17 protein-coding genes are annotated in these 20,312 nt (G+C 67.1%); 7 read left to right on the forward strand and 10 right to left on the reverse strand.

Annotation, left to right across the window (positions count from 1 at the left end; translation table 11 throughout):
- Window positions 1-7: 7 nt before the first annotated feature.
- The 8 genes from IHE49_RS04255 to IHE49_RS04290 form a co-directional block, all read right to left on the reverse strand.
- Window positions 8-1,000 (reverse strand): acryloyl-CoA reductase, encoded by a 993-nt coding sequence (locus IHE49_RS04255; protein WP_192155170.1) that lies wholly within the window; start codon window positions 998-1,000, stop codon window positions 8-10.
- 12 nt (window positions 1,001-1,012) lie between these two features.
- Window positions 1,013-1,609 carry a TIGR00730 family Rossman fold protein gene (locus tag IHE49_RS04260; protein WP_192155172.1) on the reverse strand — a complete coding sequence of 199 codons (597 nt, stop codon included), beginning with the start codon at window positions 1,607-1,609 and terminating at the stop codon, window positions 1,013-1,015.
- A 257-nt stretch (window positions 1,610-1,866) separates the two neighbouring features.
- A complete protein-coding gene (gene lpdA / locus IHE49_RS04265; RefSeq protein WP_192155174.1) occupies window positions 1,867-3,291 on the reverse strand; it encodes a dihydrolipoyl dehydrogenase in 1,425 nt (474 codons plus the stop codon).
- A gap of 137 nt (window positions 3,292-3,428) precedes the next feature.
- Complete coding sequence (odhB, locus tag IHE49_RS04270) at window positions 3,429-4,622, reverse strand: 2-oxoglutarate dehydrogenase complex dihydrolipoyllysine-residue succinyltransferase (RefSeq protein ID WP_192155176.1); 1,194 nt, start codon at window positions 4,620-4,622, stop codon at window positions 3,429-3,431.
- Between the two features lie 57 nt (window positions 4,623-4,679).
- Window positions 4,680-7,523, reverse strand: coding sequence for a 2-oxoglutarate dehydrogenase E1 component (locus IHE49_RS04275; RefSeq protein ID WP_192155177.1), 2,844 nt, complete (start codon window positions 7,521-7,523; stop codon window positions 4,680-4,682).
- A 171-nt stretch (window positions 7,524-7,694) separates the two neighbouring features.
- A complete protein-coding gene (locus tag IHE49_RS04280) occupies window positions 7,695-8,204 on the reverse strand; it encodes a hypothetical protein (RefSeq protein ID WP_343227535.1) in 510 nt (169 codons plus the stop codon).
- A complete protein-coding gene (locus IHE49_RS04285; protein ID WP_192155179.1) occupies window positions 8,201-9,409 on the reverse strand; it encodes a cupin domain-containing protein in 1,209 nt (402 codons plus the stop codon). Before IHE49_RS04285 ends, IHE49_RS04280 begins: the two co-directional genes overlap by 4 nt.
- Before the next feature lie 485 nt (window positions 9,410-9,894).
- Window positions 9,895-10,644 carry a sulfite exporter TauE/SafE family protein gene (locus IHE49_RS04290; protein WP_192155181.1) on the reverse strand — a complete coding sequence of 250 codons (750 nt, stop codon included), beginning with the start codon at window positions 10,642-10,644 and terminating at the stop codon, window positions 9,895-9,897.
- A gap of 160 nt (window positions 10,645-10,804) precedes the next feature.
- Between IHE49_RS04290 and IHE49_RS04295 the strand changes: the two genes are divergently transcribed.
- The 3 genes from IHE49_RS04295 to IHE49_RS04305 all read left to right on the forward strand — a co-directional run bounded on the left by IHE49_RS04295 (window position 10,805) and on the right by IHE49_RS04305 (window position 15,170).
- The gene (locus tag IHE49_RS04295) at window positions 10,805-12,628 is read left to right on the forward strand and encodes an assimilatory sulfite reductase (NADPH) flavoprotein subunit (RefSeq protein WP_343227536.1); all 1,824 of its coding nucleotides are present in this window, start codon (window positions 10,805-10,807) and stop codon (window positions 12,626-12,628) included.
- A 137-nt stretch (window positions 12,629-12,765) separates the two neighbouring features.
- The gene (gene cysI, locus IHE49_RS04300; protein WP_192155185.1) at window positions 12,766-14,451 is read left to right on the forward strand and encodes an assimilatory sulfite reductase (NADPH) hemoprotein subunit; all 1,686 of its coding nucleotides are present in this window, start codon (window positions 12,766-12,768) and stop codon (window positions 14,449-14,451) included.
- Window positions 14,448-15,170, forward strand: a complete 723-nt coding sequence (locus tag IHE49_RS04305) for a phosphoadenylyl-sulfate reductase (RefSeq protein WP_192155187.1) — start codon at window positions 14,448-14,450, stop codon at window positions 15,168-15,170. Before cysI ends, IHE49_RS04305 begins: the two co-directional genes overlap by 4 nt.
- Here IHE49_RS04305 and IHE49_RS04310 read toward each other — a convergent pair.
- On the reverse strand, window positions 15,136-16,155 hold the full coding sequence (locus tag IHE49_RS04310; RefSeq protein ID WP_192155189.1) for a LysR substrate-binding domain-containing protein: 1,020 nt from the start codon (window positions 16,153-16,155) through the stop codon (window positions 15,136-15,138). The genes IHE49_RS04305 and IHE49_RS04310 overlap by 35 nt on opposite strands.
- Window positions 16,156-16,518: 363 nt before the next feature.
- Between IHE49_RS04310 and cysG the strand changes: the two genes are divergently transcribed.
- The 4 genes from cysG to IHE49_RS04330 all read left to right on the forward strand — a co-directional run bounded on the left by cysG (window position 16,519) and on the right by IHE49_RS04330 (window position 19,785).
- A complete protein-coding gene (gene cysG / locus IHE49_RS04315; RefSeq protein ID WP_192155460.1) occupies window positions 16,519-17,988 on the forward strand; it encodes a siroheme synthase CysG in 1,470 nt (489 codons plus the stop codon).
- Window positions 17,989-18,046: 58 nt separating this feature from the next.
- Entirely contained in the window at window positions 18,047-18,988 is a 942-nt protein-coding gene (gene cysK, locus IHE49_RS04320) for a cysteine synthase A (RefSeq protein WP_192155190.1), read from the forward strand.
- 77 nt (window positions 18,989-19,065) lie between these two features.
- The gene (locus IHE49_RS04325) at window positions 19,066-19,536 is read left to right on the forward strand and encodes a hypothetical protein (protein ID WP_192155191.1); all 471 of its coding nucleotides are present in this window, start codon (window positions 19,066-19,068) and stop codon (window positions 19,534-19,536) included.
- Window positions 19,537-19,563: 27 nt separating this feature from the next.
- On the forward strand, window positions 19,564-19,785 hold the full coding sequence (locus IHE49_RS04330) for a hypothetical protein (protein ID WP_192155192.1): 222 nt from the start codon (window positions 19,564-19,566) through the stop codon (window positions 19,783-19,785).
- A 10-nt stretch (window positions 19,786-19,795) separates the two neighbouring features.
- Here the strand turns inward: IHE49_RS04330 and IHE49_RS04335 are convergent, their stop codons facing one another.
- The gene (locus tag IHE49_RS04335) at window positions 19,796-20,179 is read right to left on the reverse strand and encodes a helix-turn-helix domain-containing protein (protein WP_192155193.1); all 384 of its coding nucleotides are present in this window, start codon (window positions 20,177-20,179) and stop codon (window positions 19,796-19,798) included.
- Window positions 20,180-20,312 lie beyond the last annotated feature (133 nt).

Here is a 20,312-nt window from a genome sequence, read left to right on the forward strand (position 1 = left end):
CGCGGCATCAAGCAGCGACGCGCACCACGGTGCGGCCGAAGGAGTCGCCGGCCAGCATGCGGTCGAACACTTCGGGCAGCTCGTCCAGCGTGGCCTCGCGGGTGGCGACGCGTGCCAGGTGGCGCGGCTTCCAGTCGCCCGCAAGATATTGCCAGACGCGTTCGCGCATGGGCCGCGCAGTACCGGCCGAGGCCACGCCCAGCAGGTTCACGCCGCGGATGATGAAGGGCATCACCGTGCTGTCGAAGGCGATGCCGCCGGCGTTGCCGCAGATCGCCACGTTGCCGTAGGGCTCGATCAGCGGCAGCAGGCCGGCCAGCATCGCGCCGCCCACGTTGTCCAGCGCGCCGCCGAAGCGGGCCGAGTCCATCGGCTTGCCGCTGAAGGCGAGCTGGTGGCGGTCGATGCATGCGGCGGCGCCCAGCGATTCCAGATGGGCGAAGTGATCGGCCTTGCCGCTGATCGCATGCACCTCGTAGCCGGCGCGGCTGAAGATGTCGATGGCGAGCTGGCCCACCCCGCCGCTGGCGCCGGTGACGGCGATGGGGCCGAGCGCGGGCGTCTGGCCGTTGTCCAGCATGTGCAACAGCGCCAGCGCGGCGGTGAAGCCGGCCGTGCCGAGGACCATGCTTTCGCGCAGGTCGAGGGTCGCGGGCAGCGGAATCGTCCAGCGCGCATCCAGCCGTGCGTATTCGGCATAGCCGCCGTCGCGCGTCTCGGACAGGCCGCTGCCGGTGCACAGCACGGCGTCGCCCTCCTTGAACCTCGGGTCGATGGAAGCGGCCACGTGGCCGGCCACGTCGATGCCGCCGTTGAGCGGGTACTGGCGCAGGATGCGGCCCTTGCCGGTACCAGCCAGCGCATCCTTGTAGTTCACCGAGGAGTACGCCACCTTGACCAGCACCTCGCCGGGCGTCAGCGCGTCGGTGTCCATGGCCTCGATGCCGGCGTGGCAGCTGCTGCCGTCGTTGTGGATGCGAAAGGCGCGGAAGGTGGTCATGGGATTCTCCGATCAGGCCTTGATGCTGGCCGGGCCGATCACGCGGGCGGCATTGCCGCCGTCGTAGTTTTCCATCCAGTCGAACAGCGAGGAGATGGTCGCACCGAACCAGAGGCTCTCGCGCTGGCCCGGCTGCACGAAACCTTCGGCCACCATGTGGTCAACCGCTGCGCGCAATGGAGCGTAGTAGCCGCGCACGTCGAGGAAGGCGCAGGGATGACGGTGCAGCCCGAGCTGCGCCCAGGTCAGCATCTCGAACATCTCGTCCATGGTGCCGAAGCCGCCGGGCAGGGCGACGAAGGCCTCGGAAAGTTCGTACATGCGCGTCTTGCGCTGGTGCATGGTGTCCACCACCACCAGTTCGCTGAGGCCCTTGTGCGCCACCTCGCGTTCGACCAGTTGGCGCGGGATCACGCCGATGACCTTGCCGCCGCCGGCCAGCACGGCGTCGGCCACCGTGCCCATCAGGCCTACCTTGCCGCCGCCATAGACCAGCGCGATGCCGCGCCTGGCCATTTCGGTGCCGAAGGCGCGCGCCTGCTCGGCGTATTCGGGGTGCTTGCCGGGACTGGAGCCGCAGTAGACGCAGAGAGACTTGGGTTGAGGCATGTCGAAGAGCTCGCTTTTCGCTCGTCATTCCGGCGAAGGCCGGAATCCAGTTTCAATACGCTGTGCAAAGCACTCAAAAAGGTTTTGTGCCCTTCGGACGGGTCATTTGAACTGGATTCCGGCCTTCGCCGGAACGACAGCGGTGAAAGTTCCGGATGGTTCAAACGATACGGCCCGCCCATGTCGCCACGAGCGGGCCGCGTGGATCCCGGATCGACGCACATCCCTGTGCTGTCCGGGATGAGGTCATCCTGACCTCAATTGCCCTTGTGGATGGCGCGCTTGTCCACCGACAGCGCCGCCTCGTGCACGGCTTCCGACAGGGTCGGGTGGGCGTGCACGATGCGGGCGAGGTCTTCGGAGGAACCCTTGAACTCCATCGCCACCACGCATTCGGCGATCAGCTCGGACACGCCCGGGCCGACCATGTGCACGCCGAGGATGCGGTCGGTATCGGCGTGGGCGATCATCTTCACCTGGCCCACGGCCTCGTTCATCGCCACGGCGCGGCCGATGGCGGCGAACGGGAAGGTGCCGACCTTGTACGGGATGCCGGCATCCTTCAGTTCCTTCTCGGTCTTGCCGGCCCAGGCCACTTCCGGCTCGGTGTAGATCACGAAGGGCACGGTGTCGTAGTTGACGTGGCCGGCCTTGCCGGCGATCCACTCGGCCACCGCCACGCCTTCCTCGGAACCCTTGTGCGCCAGCATCGGGCCGCGCACCGCGTCGCCGATCGCCCACACGCCGTCGACGCCGGTGTGGCAGTGCTCGTCGACCACGATGCGGCCGCGCTCGTCCAGCTTCACGCCGGTGTCCTCGGCCAGCAAGCCGGTGCTGTAGGCGCGGCGGCCCACGGCCACCAGCAGCTTGTCGACCACCAGCTGCTGCTCGCCGCTCTTGTCGGTATAGGTGAGGTGCACGCCGTCCTTCTTGACCTCGGCCTTGTTGAGCTTGGCGTCGAGCTTGATGTCCAGGCCCTGCTTGGCGAATTCCTTGGCGGCGAGCTTGGCAATGTCGGCATCGGCCACCGAGAGGAAGTCCGGCAGCGCCTCGATGATCGTCACTTCCGAGCCCATGCGGCGCCACACGCTGCCGAGTTCGAGGCCGATCACGCCAGCGCCGATCACGCCCAGGCGCTTCGGCACTTCGGTGAAGTCCAGCGCGCCGGCGTTGTCCACGATGTTCTTGCCATCGAACTTGGCGAACGGCAGCTCGATCGGCACCGAGCCCGAGGCGAGGATCACGTTGGTGGCGCTGATCGTCTGCTTGGAGCCGTCGGCCGCGGTGATCTCGACATTGTTGCCCTTCAGCAGCTTGCCGGTGCCGAAATACGGGGTGACCTTGTTCGCCTTGAACAGCTGGCCGATGCCGCCGGTGAACTGCTTGACGATCTTGTCCTTGCGGCCGATGAAGGTGGCCATGTCGACCTTGGCGTCCTTCACGCTGATGCCGTGCACCGGGAAGTTGTGCGCGATGTTCCAGTACTGGCGCGAGGAATCCAGCAGCGCCTTGGACGGGATGCAGCCCACGTTGAGGCAGGTGCCGCCCAGTGCCTGCTTGCCGTCCTTGCCGGTAAAGGCATCCACGCAGGCGGTCTTCAGGCCCAGCTGCGCGGCGCGGATCGCGGCCACGTAGCCGGCCGGGCCGGCGCCGATGACGATGACGTCGAATTTGTCGCTCATGTCGTTTCTCGCTTTTTCCCTCTCCCGGCGGGAGAGGGTGGCCGAAGGCCGGGTGAGGGTACGGGCGGAGCGAGGCGTTGCGGCGGTGCCGAACCCTCACCCCAACCCCTCTCCCGGCGGGAGAGGGGTGCGAGGCATCAGATGCCCAGCAGCATCTTGTGCGGATTTTCGAGCTGGTTCTTGATGTCCACCAGGAACAGCACCGCGTCCTTGCCGTCGATGATGCGGTGGTCGTAACTGATCGCGAGGTACATCATCGGCGCGGCGATCACCTGGCCGTTCTCGACGATGGCGCGATCCTTGATCGTGTGCATGCCGAGGATGGCGCTCTGCGGCGGATTCACGATCGGGGTGGAGAGCAGCGAACCGAAGGTGCCGCCGTTGGTGATGGTGAAGGTGCCGCCCTGCAGGTCTTCCAGGGTGAGCTTGCCGTCGCGCGCCTTCTTGGCGTAGTCGGCGATGCCCTTCTCGATGTCCGCGAAGCTCATGTTCTCGGCATTGCGCAGCACCGGGGTGACCAGACCCTTGTCGGTGGAGACGGCGATGGAGACGTCCTGGTAACCGTGGTAGATGACGTCGTTACCGTCCACCGAAGCATTGATGATCGGGTGGCGCTTCAGCGCCTCGACCGTGGCCTTGACGAAGAAGCTCATGAAGCCGAGCTTGACGCCGTGCTCCTTCTGGAACTGCTCGCCGAGATCCTTGCGCATCTTGCTGACCGCGGCCAGGTTCACTTCGTTGAACGAGGTGAGCATGGCGATCGAGTTCTTCGACTGCATCAGGCGCTCGGCGATCTTGGCGCGCATGCGGGTCATCGGCACGCGCTCTTCCGGGCGTGCGCCCGGAGTGGCGGCCGCCGCTGCGGCAGGCGCAGCCGCCGGACGCGAGCCGGCGTTGACCACGTCTTCCTTGATGATGCGGCCGTCGCGGCCGGTGCCGGCGATGCCGGACGGATCGACCTTGTTCTCGGTGGCGACGCGCTGGGCGGCCGGCGAGAGTTCGGCAGCGGCAGCCTTCGGCGCGGCAGGCCCGGGAGCGGGAGCTGCAGCGGCGGGCGCCGGTGCAGCCGCCGGGGCAGCCGCTGCGGCGGCCGCGCCTTCCTCAATGACCGCGATCACCTGCTGGCTGTTCACCGTCGCGCCGCTCTCGAACTTGATTTCCTTGAGCACGCCGTCGACCGGGGCCGGCACTTCCAGCACCACCTTGTCGGTTTCCAGGTCGACCAGGTTCTCGTCGCGCTTCACCGTCTCGCCGGCCTTCTTGTGCCAGGTGGCGATGGTGGCGTCGGAGACCGACTCGGGCAGAACGGGGACTTTGACTTCAGTGGACATGGGTTGATCCTGTGGTTTTGCGCCCGGCTATGGGCGCGAAAATCGGTCTGGGTGATTTTATTCTGCCGAGTGGTCGGTGCCGACCGGCGCGACCAGCGCCTGCTCGACCAGCGCAGCCTGCTCGGCCACGTGGTCGTTGAGGTGGCCCGCGGCCGGTGCGGCCGAACGTGCGCGACCGGCGTAGGAGAGGCTCTGCTTGGCACCCACGCAAGCCTGCAGGTGGTGGCGGATCTGGAACCAGGCGCCCTGGTTCATCGGCTCTTCCTGGCACCACACCACTTCCTTGGCGGAGGGGTATTTATCCAGTTCGGCCACGACTTCGGCGCGCGGGAACGGGTAGAGCTGTTCCACGCGCACGATGGCGACGTCGTTTGCACCGCGCTTCTCGGCCTCTTCCAGCAGGTCGTAATAGACCTTGCCCGCGCACAGCACGATGCGCTTGACCTTCTTCGCCGCGAGGTCGCGGTGCTCGCCGATCACCAACTGGAAGCTGCCGTCGGCGAGCTCGTCCAGCGTGGAGACGGCCAGCTTGTGGCGCAGCAGCGACTTCGGCGTCATCACGATCAGCGGCTTGCGCACCGGGCGCAGCATCTGCCGGCGGATCATGTGGAAATCCTGCGCCGGCGTCGTGGGCACGCAGACCTGCATGTTCTCCATCGCGCACAGCTGCAGGAAGCGCTCGAGGCGGGCGGAGGAATGCTCCGGGCCCTGGCCTTCGTAGCCGTGCGGCAGGTACAGCGCCAGGCCGCACAGGCGGTCCCACTTGGCTTCGCCGGAGCTGATGAACTGGTCGATCACCACCTGCGCGCCGTTGGCGAAGTCGCCGAACTGCGCTTCCCAGATGTTGAGCGTGTGCGGGTCGGTGGTGGCGTGGCCGTATTCGAAGGCCATCACCGCTTCTTCGCTGAGCAGCGAGTCGATCACTTCCACGTCCGCGTCGGCGCGCAGCGTGGCCAGCGGCATGAAGGTATGGCCGTCCTTCTGGTCGTGCAGCACGGCGTGGCGGTGGAAGAAGGTGCCGCGACCGGCGTCCTGGCCCACCAGGCGCAGGTTGTGGCCTTCGTCGATCAGGCTGGCGTAGGCGAGGTTCTCGGCGAAGCCCCAGTCGCCCGGCTGCTCGCCGGCGGCCATCTTGCGGCGGTCGTCGTAGATCTTGGCGACGCGCGACTGCAGCGTGATGTCCTTGGGGATGTCCAGGATGCGCTTGGCCAGCTCGATCAGCTTCGCCTTCGGCAGGCTGGTGTCGGCCGGAGTGGAAAGCTTGTTGCCGAGGAAGCGGCTCCAGTCCACCTCGACGTCCTTGGTCAGCGACGGATGCAGTTCGGTCATCGCCGAACCGGCTTCAAGGCGGTCGCGGTAGGCGTCGAACTGCTTCTGGGCGTCGCCGTCGGCCAGCACGCCCTGCTGCACCAGCGCGCGCGCGTACAGCTCACGCGTGGTCGGCAGCTTCTTGATCACCTGGTACATCACCGGCTGCGTGGCGGAGGGTTCGTCCGCCTCGTTGTGGCCGTGGCGGCGGTAGCAGACCAGGTCGATCACCACGTCCTTGCGGAACTGTTTGCGGAATTCGTAGGCGAGCCGGGTGACCTGGATCACCGCTTCCGGATCGTCGCCGTTCACGTGCCACACCGGCGCGTTCACCATCTTGGCGAGGTCGGTGCAGTACAGCGTGGAGCGGGCGTCCTGCGGGTTGGAGGTGGTGAAGCCCACCTGGTTGTTCACCACGATGTGCAAGGTGCCGCCGACCTTGAAGCCGCGGGCCTGCGACATGTTGAACAGTTCCATGTTCACGCCCTGGCCGGCCATCGCCGCATCGCCGTGGATCAGCACGGGGAAGGCGGTAGTGCGGTTGCCGTCCTTGCGGCGCACCTGGCGCGCATGCACGGAGCCGGCCACCACCGGGTTGACGATTTCCAGATGCGAGGGGTTGAACGCCAGCGCCACGTGGGTGCCGCCCTGCGGCGTGCGCACGTCGGCGGAGAAGCCCATGTGGTACTTCACGTCGCCGGAATGGGCGCCATCGTCGTGGTCGTGGTGCTCGAACTTGCCCTCGAACTCGTTGAACAGGGTCTTCGGCGGCTTGCCGAGGATGTTCACCAGCACGTTGAGGCGGCCGCGGTGGGCCATGCCGATCACCACGTCCTTGATGCCGTTGTCGCCGGCGGCCCGCACCACGTCGTCGATCATCGGGATCAGGCTGTCGCCGCCTTCCAGCGAGAAGCGCTTCTGGCCCACATATTTCGTGTGGAGGTAGCGCTCCAGGCCTTCCGCGGCGGTGAGACCGTCGAGGACGCGCTGCTTGCCGGCCTTGTCGAGACCGGCGCTGCCGTTGGCCTGTTCGAGGCGCGAGTAGATCCAGTTGCGCTGCGCATGGTCGGAGATGTGCATGAACTCCGTGCCCACCGTGCCGGTGTATACCTTCTTCAGGCGTGCCAGCAGCTCGCGCAGCTTCATGCGCTGGCCGCCGCCGGCGAAGTTGCCGCAGTCGAATTCGGTGTCGAGGTCGGCGTCGGCAAGCCCATGGAACGCGAGGCCCAGGTCGGGCGCTTCCATCTTGTGGGCCAGGCCCAGCGGGTCGAGGTTGGCGGCGAGGTGGCCGCGCGAACGGTAGGCGGTCAGGATGCGCAGCACGCCGGCCTGCTTGCGCGCGTGCTCGTCGCTGACCGGGGCGGCCACCGCGACGTGGCGCTGTTTCTGGGCTGCCTCGATGCGCGAGATGGCGCCGCCGTGCGGCACGTCGCCGGCCTCGCGGCCCTTGAACGTCTCGAAATACTTGCTCCATTCGGCGGGCACCGACGCGGGATCGGTGAGCCAGGAGTCGTACAGGGATTCGACGTAATCGGCGTTGCCGCCAGCGAGTTGGGAAGATTCGAAGAACTCGCGGATCAGGTTTGTACTCACGTCACCACCGGCAGGGGAAGGGAGGCTTGCAGCGATCTCGGGGGCGGGGATCGCCGGAAAAATGTTGTTAATTATAGACCCGGGCTGCTGCGACGCGGCAACCCGGGAACGGCCCGATTTGGCCGATTGCGACCAAAAGCGAATAGCCATGGGCCGTGCGTTCAGCAGGCGCTACAAATCCAGGTTCTGCAATTCGCTGGCACGGACGGAGCGCCCCCAGATCTCGTCGAACTGCTGCTGCAGCGGCACCTGTGCGGGGCGGTCGGTCAGCGCCATGCGCCCCTGTGGCTGACTGGCGTCGGGCAAGTAGAGGTATCCGCCGGTATCGTTGACCAGCCAGCCGCTGGTGTTCTGGCGGTCCGCGTCTTCCACCGGCGTGCGGATGGCGATCGCGCTGGGCAGGCGCTGGAACAGCAGGATCAGCCGATGGCCGTCGCGCAGCGCGGCGGCCGGGTCGTGCAGCAGGATGCGGATGTCAGCGCGCCGGCCGGAAGTGGCGATGCGCTTGAGTTCCGCCAGTTCCGCATCGTTGGCGTAGTCATCGCGACCCAGGAAGGGCAGGTGCAGCACCAACTGGTTGCGCGTGGCGGCCAGCAGTTGCAGGCGCGCGGCGGCCAGCGCTTCGCGGCTGTCGATGGCGCGGCGGCCGTCGTCCCGGGGGCTTTCCGTCTGGATATTCACCGGCGGCGCGCCTTGCGCAGGACCAGATGGCCGTCGTTGACCAGGGCCAGCAGCAAGGCAAGCACTGCCGCCGAAGGCGCCGCGCCTGGCGCGATTTCGCTTTGCGCGCACAGCTGTCTCGCCAGTGCGGGCGGCGCAGGCCACGCGTGGCCGTTCGCATACAAGGCGCAGCCGGATTTGCCTCGGCTCCAGGCCATGCGCGACCACGGGTGGCGCAGCAGGTGTGCGCCGGCAGCGAGCTGCTTGCGCAGCGCGGCTTCGTCCAGGGGGCGGTCGGGAAAGGCCGGGGTCTGCGCGTTCCGATAGCGTGTGATGAAGCGGCCGAACCAGTCGCGCAGGGTTTCTTCATCCAGTGCGGCAGCGAACGGCAATGTCTTGCGCAGCCGCGCCAGCGCGGCCTCGTCGATCTCGCCGGTAGCCCTGGCCGGTGCGAGGTCCGGATCGGTGTAGCGCTGGTCTTCGTGCAGCCGCTCGGCGAGGTAGTCGGCAAGGTCGCCGGTCAGCTCTCCTTGCGAGGGCGCACGCATGCCTACCGAGAACGTCATGCACGGGCGGCCGAAAGCCACACCGTCGTGCGGTACCCCGGGTGGCAGGTAGAGCATGTCGCCCGGATCGAGCAGCCATTCGTGGGTGGGCTCGAACTGGCGCAACTGTTTCAGTTCGATGTCGGTGCGGAAATCGCGCGGCGCATCGGGATCGGTGCTGATCGCCCAGTGCCGCTGGCCCAGCCCCTGCAGCAGGAATACGTCGTACTGGTCCACGTGCGCGCCAACGCCGCCGCCGGGCTCGGCATAGGAGACCATGATGTCGTCCACGCGCCAGCTCGGCAGGAAGGCGAAGAGTTCCAGCAGGGCGGCCACGTCGGCGTCCCACTTGTCCACGTCCTGCACCAGCAGCGTCCAGTTGGCATCGCCGGTCTTGGCGAAGTCGGCTTCGGCCAGCGGACCGGTCTTCACCTGCCAGCGTTCGCGCGCCTCATCGTGGCGGATCAATCGCGACAGCGCGCCGTCCTCGCAGGCCAGGCCGGCCAGGTCTTCCGGCGCGATTGGCGGCACGAAATCCGGGAAGGCGTTGCGGATCAGCAGCGGGCGCTTCTGCCAGTAGTCGCGCAGAAATTGCGCCGGCGGCATGCCCAGCGGGTGGCGGGCGGAGCCGCGGACTTCGATGGGGAGAGTGGGCTTGCGGGGAGTGGGGGCGCGTTTCATTGGCGCATTGTAATCGGCAGCGTTGGCGATGCTTTACTCGCTGATCGTTTTTCTCGCTTGCGGGGCGGCCAGTTTCTGCTTGTCGTCTCGCAAGTTTCGGAGCGCCTTCGCCCCGCCACTCCTGCGCGGCCTGATCGTCCACGACTCACCGTCGCATAGGGACCCCGGGAAATCGGTGCGCTCCAGCACGCAGAAGCAACGGCAAGAGCGGAAGAGCCGAAGCAAAGCGGTGTCGAAGTGAGGCGAGATGCCCTTAGTGTTGATCGTCGTCCCGGCGGAAGCTGGGGTCTAGTGACTGCATGGGTCGAATGGAAACGATCACCACCGGATGACCGGCTTCGCTGTCGTGGAGCTTCACCGACCTGTGCCGGAACGACGAGCGTATGAATCCTCAGCTTCGTATGGCCCTCAGTCCAATTGCCGCGAAGCCTCCCGCGAATGCCTTTCCTGACCCGGCCCCAAAAGGGGAAGCGGGCAAAGCCAAGTCAATACAGCATCCGTACCACGTTGTTGATACCCAACGCCAACACTGCTAATCCAGCGAGCACGGTGGCGGCACGCGCCGGAATCCGCCGGATGAAGAACGCGCCGAACGGCGCGGCAAGGATGCCGCCTGCGATCAAGCCAAGCACGGCGACCACATGGCCAGCGCCAATACCGAACAGGAAGGCAGCGCTGGCGGCAATGCTCACCACACACTTGGCCAGATGCACGCTGCCGATCACCACGCGTGGCTGCAAGCCGCGGGCGAGCAGGGCGGTGGCGGTGAGCGCGCTCCAGCCACCGCCGCCGACGGCGTCCAGGAAGCCGGCGACCACGCCGAGCAGGGACGTGCCGCGCGGTGGCTCGGTGCGTTCGCCGGACCGACGCGACTTGCGCAGCAAAAGGAACAGGCCCATGCCCAGCAGGTAGGGCGTCAGCGCGATGCGCATCCACGATGCAGGCATATGCACGGCCAGCCATACCCCGAGCAGGGCGCCGACTGCGCCGGGGATCGCCAGCACAAGGAACAGCCGTCGCCGCACATTGCCCGCCAGCAGATGGCTCAGTCCCGACGCGCCGCAGGTAAAGGTTTCGGCGTAGTGCACGCTGGCGCTGGCCATCACCGGTGGCATGCCCAGCCCCAGCAGCAGGCCCGCCGAGGTCACGCCGTAGGCCATGCCCAGCGCGCCGTCCACCAGTTGGGCGGCGGTGCCGACGAGGGCAAAGACGAGGAATTCCGGCAGGTTGCTCATCGGTGCTCGCAGAAGGGTGGCTGACGCATGTCAGCACGCATGCCGGCATGCCGGAAATGAGCGGCCCGCATAAGCACATGCACACAAATGTTTTCTTTACATGGGCGCGGCGGCAATAGCATGCACGAATGGACGTTTGGACGTCCAAAAGGAAAGTCACGTGAGCGCTGCCACACGCCCCATCCTGCCTGCGCCGGCGCTTGCCGCGGAACGGCTCGCGTTGCTGAACAGGTTGACCGAAGGCCTGCCGCCGGCCGACCTGTACTGGGTGTCGGCATGGACGGCCGCGCTGGCGGCGCAAGCCACGCGCGTCGCGTTGCCGGCAGCCGCCCCGCCGGCGGCGAATGCCGCGGCGGACGAACGCCTCACCGTGCTCTACGGCAGCCAGACCGGCAATTCACGCCGCGTGGCCGAACGGCTGGCCGAGCGTGCCGCCGCCGCGGGGTTGAACGTGCGGCTGCTGCGCACCGGCGCCTATCCCGTGCGCGAACTGGCGCAGGAGCGGCATCTCGTGCTGGTGATCAGCAGCCAGGGCGACGGCGATCCGCCGGACGACGCCATCGGTTTCGTCGAGTTCCTCGCCGGCAAGCGTGCTCCAAAGCTGCCGCAACTGCGGTTCGCCGTGCTGGGCCTGGGCGATTCCAGCTACCCGCAGTTCTGCGCGGTCAGCCGTCGTCTGGACGCGCGCTTCGCCGAGCTGGGTGCGCGGCGTTTCGCCGAGCTGGGGGAGGCCGACGTGGATTTCGAGGCACCCAGCGCGAGCTGGAGCGATGGCGTGCTGGAGAAGGCGCGCGAAGTGCTGGATGCCCCGGCAACGCTGGGTGCAGCCGGTGCTCGCCCGAGCTTACATGCGGTGAGCAGCGTACTGCATGGGCGCGAGCATCCGTTTGCCGCAGAGGTGCTGGACAACCAGCGCATCGTTTCGCGCGACAGCAGTCGCGAGGTGCGCCATCTCGAACTCTCCCTGCAGGGCTCGGGCCTGCGTTACGAGCCCGGTGACGCGCTGGGCGTGTGGCCGCGCAATCCGCCCGCGCTGGTAGGCGAATACCTGCGCCTGCTCGGCCTCGACGGCGAGCAGGAAGTGGCGCACGACGGGCGTCGCCTGCCGCTGGCGCGCTGGCTCAGCCAGGAGCGCGAGTTGACCAAACTCAGCCGCCCGCTGCTGGCTGCACATGCCGCCGACAGCGGCGATACCGAGCTGGCCCACGTGTTGGAACCAGGGCAGCGCGAGGCCTTGGGTCGTCTTCTCGACACGCACCAGCCCATCGACGTGTTGCGTCGCTATCCGGTGCGGTGGAACGCCGAGCAACTGGTGGCCGCGTTGCGGCCGCTCACGCCGCGGCTGTATTCCATCGCTTCCAGCCCGAAGGCGGTGGGCGAGGACGAGGTACACCTCACCGTCGCCGTCGTGAATTACCACGCGTACGGCAGCGAGCACGCCGGCGCCGCCTCGTCCTTCCTCGCCACGGCGGCCGACGACGCGCGCGTGCCGGTGTTCGTGGAGCCGAACGAGCGCTTCCGCCTGCCCGCGGACGGCAGCCGCGACATCATCATGATCGGCCCGGGTACCGGCGTGGCGCCGTTCCGTGCCTTCGTGCAGGAGCGCCTGGCGGTGGGGGCTGCCGGTCGCAATTGGCTGTTCTTCGGCAACCGCCATTTCGCGCAGGATTTCCTCTACCAGGTCGAATGGCAGCAGGCGCTCAAGGACGGCGGCCTCGACCGGCTCGACCTCGCGTTCTCGCGCGACGGCGCGGCCAAGACCTATGTGCAGCACAAGCTCAGGGAACATGGTCGCGAGCTGTACGCGCGGCTGCGCGATGGTGCCCACCTCTACGTCTGCGGCGATGCCACGCACATGGCCAAGGACGTGAACGAGGCCCTGGTGGAAGTGGCGGTGGCCCATGGCGGTCTCTCCAGCGAAGACGCACGTGGCTGGTTGACCGAGTTGCTGCAGGAAGGGCGCTACGCCCGGGATGTTTATTGAAGCGTTCGTCCGTGAACGCGAGAGTCGAGGAGCGGCAGTCCATCGCCGAACCTTGGGAATCCATGCGTTCGTCCACGAACGCGGAAATCAGGAAGCCGCCATCCATGGCGGCACTTTCGAAAGAAGCAAGCTATCCCATGCCTTCCCATCTCGAACACATCAAGACCGCCAGCCGTTTCCTGCGCGGCAGCATCGCCGAAGGTTTGGCCGACCCGGTTACCGGCGCGATCAGCGACGACGACGACAAGCTGCTGAAGTTCCACGGCAGCTACCAGCAGGACGATCGCGACCTGCGCGAAGAGCGTCGCAAGCAGAAGCTTGAGCCGGCCTACGCCTTCATGGTGCGCGCGCGTCTGCCCGGCGGCGTGATGACGCCGGCGCAATGGCTGGCCTTCGACAGGATCGCCAGCGACTACGCTTCCAGCGGCTTGCGCATTACCACGCGGCAGACCTTCCAGTGGCACGGCATCGTCAAGCACAACCTCAAGCCGACCATCGCCGCCATCGACGCTGCGCTGGCCAGCACCATCGCCGCCTGCGGCGACGTCAACCGCAACGTGGTGTGCAACACCAATCCGGTGCAGTCGCAGGCGCATGCCGAGGCCTATGCTTGGGCGGCCAGGCTGTCCGAGCACCTCAAGCCGAAGACCCGCGCGTACCACGAGATCTGGCTGGACGGCGAGAAGCTGGTGGGCGAGGCCGCCGAAGCCGAGAACGAGCCGCTGTACGGTGCCACCTATCTGCCGCGCAAGTTCAAGATCGGCGTGGCGATCCCACCGCTCAACGACGTCGACGTGTTCGCACAGGATCTCGGCCTGATCGCGATACTGGAGCGCGGCGAACTGGTGGGTTTCAACGTGGCCATCGGCGGTGGCATGGGTGCCACGCACGGTGACCCCACCACCTACCCGCGCCTCGCCAGCGTGATCGGCTTCGTGGCGCCCGGAGATCTGCTGGCATTGTCCGAGGCCATCATTGCCGTGCAACGCGACTGGGGCAATCGCGAGGAGCGCAAGCACGCACGCTTCAAGTACACCATCGACACGCACGGCCTGGCGGCGGTGAAGGCGGAAATCGAAAAGCGCGCCGGCTTCGCGCTGGAAACGGAGCGGCCGGTCCATTTCGACCACAACGGCGACCGCTACGGCTGGATCGAAGGTCACGACGGCCGCTGGCATCTCACCTTGCAGGTGGAGTCCGGGCGCCTCGTGGACAACGAGGAAGCGCGCTGGCTCAGCGGCATGCGCGAAATCGCGCGCGTACACGGCGGCGACATCCGGCTCACCTGCAACCAGAACCTCATCATCGCCAATGTGGCCGGGGACGATCGCGCAGGTATCGATGCCATTGTCGCTGCCCACGGCATGGGCGGGTACCGGCGCTACAGCGGCATCCGCCGCCATGCCATCGCCTGCGTGGCATTGCCTACCTGCGGCCTGGCGATGGCCGAGAGCGAGCGCTACCTGCCGCAATTGCTGCCCAGGCTGGAATCGCTGCTGGACAGCCACGGCCTGCTCGATGCACCCATCCTGCTGCGCCTGTCCGGTTGCCCGAACGGCTGCTCGCGGCCCTACCTCGGCGAGATCGCGCTGGTGGGGCGGGCGATCGGCCGCTACGACCTGCGTCTTGGCGCGGACTTCAGCGGCCAGCGGCTCAATCAGACCTATCGCGAGAACGTGGACGAGGCGACCCTGCTCGAGGCGTTGGATGCCCTGTTTGCCAGCTATGCCGCGGACCGGGCGCCCGACGAACACTTCGGCGACTTCCTGCTGCGCAGCGGCGTGCTGAAGAACAGGAAGATCCCCGCGGAGGTGGTCGCATGAGTACGCCGGCGCTTCCCGGTGACGGCAATGATGCCGAGGCGCTGCTCGCGCTCAACTACTGGCTGGGGCGGCAGGATGTCGAGACGCGCGTGCGCTGGATGCTGGAGAACGTGCCGGGCGCGCATGCTCTGTCGTCCAGCTTCGGCGCGCAGGCGGCGGTGTCGCTGCATCTGCTCGGCAGCCAGGAACCGGGTATCCCGGTGATCCTGATCGATACCGGCTACCTGTTTCCCGAGACTTACCAGTTCGTCGATACGCTTACCGAACGGCTGTCGCTCAACCTCAAGGTCTACCGGCCCGTCATCGGCCGCGCATGGGCCGAGGCGCGCTACGGCAAGCAGTGGGAGCAGGGCATCGAGGGGCTGAACCGCTACAACCGCATCCGCAAGATCGAGCCGATGCAGCGTGCCTTGGCCGAGCTGGGCGTGCGGGGCTGGTTCGCCGGCCTGCGTCGGGACCAGTCGCGCAGCCGTCGCGCCATCGATTTCGTGGAATGGCGGCAAGGGCGCTGGAAGCTGCACCCCATCGCGGACTGGACGGACCGCGATGTTGGCCGTTACCTGCAAAAGCATGCGCTGCCCTACCACCCGCTATGGGAGCAGGGCTACATCTCCATCGGCGACACCCACACCACGCATCGCTGGGAACCGGGCATGGATGCCGAGGACACCCGCTTCTTCGGGCTCAAGCGCGAATGCGGGCTGCACGAGGCGCCGTGATCGGCGTGGCGGCCAGCCGCTCGCGCCAGTGCGGCACGCGCGGCGGCTTTTCCGGCGCGATGCCCAGCGTGAGCTGGCGGCGCACGTCGTTGCGGTCGAGGTGCGGCGCGAACTGCGCGATCCATTCCAGCGTGTAGTCGCGCAGCACGCTGTCCTTGCGCAGCACGATCCAGGTCGTGCACAGCGGCAGCAGCGCATCGGCCTCGATCACGCGCAGGTCGGCGTCCTCGCCCGGCTGCAAGGCCATTTCGGCCAACACGCCCACGCCCATGCCGGCGCGCACGTAGGTCTTGATCAGATCGGCATCGGCAGCGGTCATGGCGATCTGCGGCGCCAGTCCGGCGGCGGCGAAGGCTCGCCGCAGCGAGGATTCCGGTCGCTTCGAGGAGTCGTAGCTCACCAGCGGTTGCGCGGCCAGTTCGTCCAGCGTGGGCGCGCGGCCCGGCTTCGCCAGCGGGTGGTCCTGCGGTGCCAGCACCACGCGGCTCCAGCGGTAGGCGGGAAAAGCGATGCCGCCGTTCGGCGCCGGGCCGGAGGTGCTCACCACGGCCAGATCGACGCGTCCGCTTTCCAGCAAATCCAGCACCTCGGCATCGCCGCTGGGCTGCAGATGCACGCTCACCTGCGGGTAGCGACGGTTCAGTGCGGCGATGGAAGCGGGCAGCGCGAAGCGTGCCTGCGTATGCGTGGTGGCGATGCGCAGTTCGCCGTGCGCCTCGTTGCGCAGGTTGGCGGCGATGGAACGGATGTTCAGCGCCTCGGCGAGGATGATGCGCGCGCGCTCGATGACCCGCACGCCCGCGTCGGTGACCGAATCCAGGCTCTTGCCCTTGCGGATGAACAGCAGCAGGCCGAGTTCGTCTTCCAGCTGCTTGAGCTGTTTGCTGACGCCGGGCTGCGTGGCGTGCACGCGCTCGGCGGCGGCGGTGATGTTGAGGCGGCAGTCGGCGATGGCGACGAGGTAGCGGAGCTGGGTGAGGGTCATGGCAATCCAGTGGTCAGGGGCGATGGCGGATGAGGCGCGGAAAATCGAGATGCTCTGCGCGCATACATCGCATCGCACGGTCCTGTGCGGGGACGGTGCTGGATGGTCCTGGCTTGGCGTTTGTAGTGGCCATGCCTTCGAGTCTATATGCTTTTTTGTTCGGACGTCTATACGTATAGACGTTCAAACATTGAATTCATGACCGAGGGTTTCGCGGTTTCCTGGGCGGGTCCTCCTGTCTGGGCGGCCTGCCCTGGTTTCATGCTTCGCCGGCATATGCCGCGTCGCCAAAGTCATTTCCGCCCGGATGGCGCGATGCGTAGCGTGGTCGGCTCCATCGCCGCCATCGCCGAAGACCGTGCCATGAAGCTGTATCCGTTGTTCGCCGACCTTTCCCGACGTGCCGTGCTGGTGGTGGGTGGCGGCGTCGTGGCGGAGCGGAAGGCGGCTGCCCTGCTGGCAGCCGGCGCACAGGTCACCGTGGGCGCCCCCGAGCTGACGCCGCGGCTGCAGCGCTGGGTGCGGCAAGGTCGCGTCGCGCATCGTGCCGGCGAATTCTCGGCGACGTGGCTCGACTACGCCTGGCTGGCGGTGGCCGCCACCGACGACCGCACGCTCAATGCCCGCGTCGCCGAACTGGCCGGCCTGCGGCGCATGTTCGTCAATGTGGTGGACGATGCCGAATTGTCCAGCTTCCATGTACCGGCCGTGGTCGACCGTTCGCCCCTGGTGGTGGCGATATCCAGCGGCGGTGCGGCACCGATGCTGGCCCGGCGGGTGCGCGAGCAGCTGGAAACCCTGCTCGATCATTCGCTGGGCCCATTGGCCCAACTTTCGGCGCGCCTGCGCAAGCGCATCCGCCGCCGCCATCCCGAACTTGCCGCGCGGCGCCGTTTCTACACCGAACTGTTCACCGGGCCGGTGGCTGCGCTGCTGCGCAAGGGGCAACCGGAACAGGCGGCCGCTGCCGCCGAGCAGGCGTTGCGCACCGTGCCAGTCGAGCAGGCCGGCTCGGTGGTGCTGGTGGGTGCCGGCCCGGGCGACGCCGGTCTCTTGACCCTGCGTGGCCTGCGCGCCTTGAATGAGGCTGACGTGATCCTGCATGACCGTCTGGTGAGTGCCGAGGTGCTGGAGCTCGCGCGCCGCGACGCCGAGCGCATCGAGGTGGGCAAGCAGGCGGGCAATCATCATGCGACCCAGGACGAGATCCATGCGTTGCTGCTCGGCCATGCACGTGCAGGTCGTCGCGTGGTACGCCTGAAGGGCGGCGATCCCTTCGTGTTCGGCCGCGGCGGCGAGGAGCTGGAATTCCTGCGCGAGCACGGCATTCCCTATGAAGTAGTGCCTGGCATCACGGCGGCACTGGCCTGCGCGGCGCACGCCGGGGTGCCGCTCACCCATCGCGACCACGCGCAGTCGGTGCGCTTCGTCACTGCGCACTGCCGCGAGTCGCTGGATACGCTGGACTGGCCCGCGCTGGCGCAGGAGCGCCAGACCCTTGCGGTATACATGGGCGTGGCCGGCCTCGATCGCCTGCAACAACGGCTGCTGGCGCACGGGCGAGCCCCCTCCACCCCATTTGCCCTGATCGAAAACGGCTCGCGCGCCAATCAGCGCGTAGTCATCGGCACGCTGGCCGAGCTGCCGGAACGCGCGACGGCCCATATGGTGCGGTCGCCCGCCTTGCTGATACTGGGCGAGGTGGCTGGACTGGCCGAGCGACTGGCCTGGTTCGGCGCGCCGCCCCTGGACGAACCTGCCCCCGTGCCGTCACGCTTGCGTCCGGTGCAGACTGCGCGGATAACCCGCGAACCCGTCCGCCGCCGCGCTTGACGGAAACCTTGCACCATCGCGCGCATGTTCGCGTGCAGCCACCACCCGGAGCCTCGCCATGATTTACGACAGCATCCTCGACACCATCGGCAACACGCCCATCGTCCGCCTGCATCGCCTTGCGCCGAAACACGTCGAGCTGTACGTGAAGGTGGAGGCTTTCAACCCCGCGGGCTCGGTGAAGGACCGCCTCGCTCTGGCGATCATCCTCGACGCCGAGCAGCGCGGTGCGCTCAAGCCCGGCCAGACCGTGGTCGAGGCCACCTCGGGCAACACCGGTGTGGCGCTGGCGGCGGTGTGCGCGGCGCGCGGTTATCCTTTCGTGGCGGTGATGACCGAGACCTTCTCGATCGAACGGCGCAAGCTGATCCGCGCCTACGGCGGCAAGGTGCTGCTCACCCCCGCCGCCGCGCGCGGTACCGGCATGGTGGAAAAGGCGCGCGAACTGGCCGCCAAGCATGGCTGGTTCTGGGCCAGCCAGTTCGAGAACCCGGCCAACCCGGCCTATCATCGCCAGACCACCGCACCGGAAATCCTGCGCGACTTCGCCGGCCGCCGCCTCGACTATTTCGTCAGCGGCTGGGGCACCGGCGGCACGCTCACCGGCGTGGGCGAGGTGCTCAAGGTGGCGCGGCCGGAAGTGAAGGTGATCGGCACCGAACCCGCGGTGGCCTCGCTGCTGGGCGGCAAGGAATGGGCGCCACACAAGATCCAGGGCTGGACCCCGGACTTCGTGCCTGCCGTGCTTAACCGCAACGTGGTCGATCAGCTGGTGACAGTGGAAGACACCGTGGCCCGCGACACCTCGCGCGCGCTGGCGCAGAAGGAAGGCATCTTCACCGGCATCTCCTCCGGCGCCACGCTGGCCGCAGCGCTGCAGGTGGCGCAGGGCGCGCCTGAAGGCTCGGTGCTGCTGGCCATGCTGCCGGATACCGGTGAGCGCTACCTGTCGACCTTCCTGTTCGAGGGGGTCAACGAGGGATCGGATGAGGTGGAATGATATGTTTCACCTCGCAGTGTCCAGGCGAGATTCTCGTTTAGCATCCCTATGCGGGTTCAAGACAGGGAGCATGTGCGATGGCGACGACGGATGTCGACTTGTATCGGTCAGTCATGGGCGGCGACTTCAAGAGCTTCAAGCTTGGGGTGTACCCCGGTGACGGAGTGCTCGATCCCCGCTGGGAGTCGAAGCAGTATTTCAGCAACAAGCTGAAAAAGATGGTCACCAGCCAGGCGGACGTCACGGTAATCGCCGGTGGCAAGGATGGCCCGGAGGTGCTGCCGGACGGCGGCACCTCGCTGCACGACGTGGCCGGATGGTTCCCGAGCAAAGAATTCTTCATTCCGGCTGGAACGGAATACGCAGATGAAGTCATCCGCATCCGCAAGGACGACAAGCTCAAGACCAGTCCCTACAACAGCAAGCTGCAAGGGCATCATTACCAGCTCGAGCCCCGTACGCGCATGACGGTGGAGGCCTTCAAGGGCGCGCTGGACAACATGGCCCGCGCAGCGGTCGTCCAGCAGTGCGGAATGGCGGGGCTGTGATTCCCGTTGCGATCGACGAGGGTAGATATGCCTAGCATCAGCCATCAAACCCTGATCGTCGCAATCCAGGCCGTGGCCTCCGAGATCCGGAGCCTGCGCGCGGCGCTCGCGGAGGGCGATGCCGAGCCGGAGGAATACCAGCTCCTAGAGGATCGCATTCGCGCTGCCGAGGATCTGGAGCGTGCCTACGACGAAGCGGCCCGGACTGTCCTCAACCTGCCGCCTTACGATGAACTGGTCGGAAACTGACTGGGTGGAGTCAGCCCACCACCCGCACCTTCTTCCCCAACGAAGCACGCGAATCCCACTCCGCTATCAGTTTCTGCCCCACCTGCGCCAACGCACTGATCGCAGGCAGCAGCTCGCGGCCCAGTTCGGTAAGTGCGTATTCGGCCGAGGGCGGGGAAGTGTCGAGCAGATGACGGCTTACCAGGCCGCGCGATTCCAGTTCGCGCAGGCGGGCGCTGAGCACGCGGGCAGAGATGCGCGGGATGTCGTGGCGCAGTTCGCCGAAGCGGCGGGGTTCGCCGCTGAGGCACCAGACTACATTCGGTGCCCAGGCGCCGCGCAGCAGCGCCAGGCTTTCGGTGAGCGGGCAGGCGGGCGGTGGTGCGACCTTGCTCTTGCGTACGGGTAGTCCCATGGGATGGCTCGATGCTGGCGTAGGCGGTGGTAACCGTGGGGTTACCGCATTCTGCGGCTAATTGGTGGATGGATGGTATCCAATGGTAACCATGGCGGCGTAGCATCGGTGGTTCGGATGCGCGGTTTCGCTT

It is taken from the genome of Rhodanobacter sp. 7MK24 (assembly GCF_014842995.1).
GTDB lineage: Bacteria > Pseudomonadota > Gammaproteobacteria > Xanthomonadales > Rhodanobacteraceae > Rhodanobacter_A.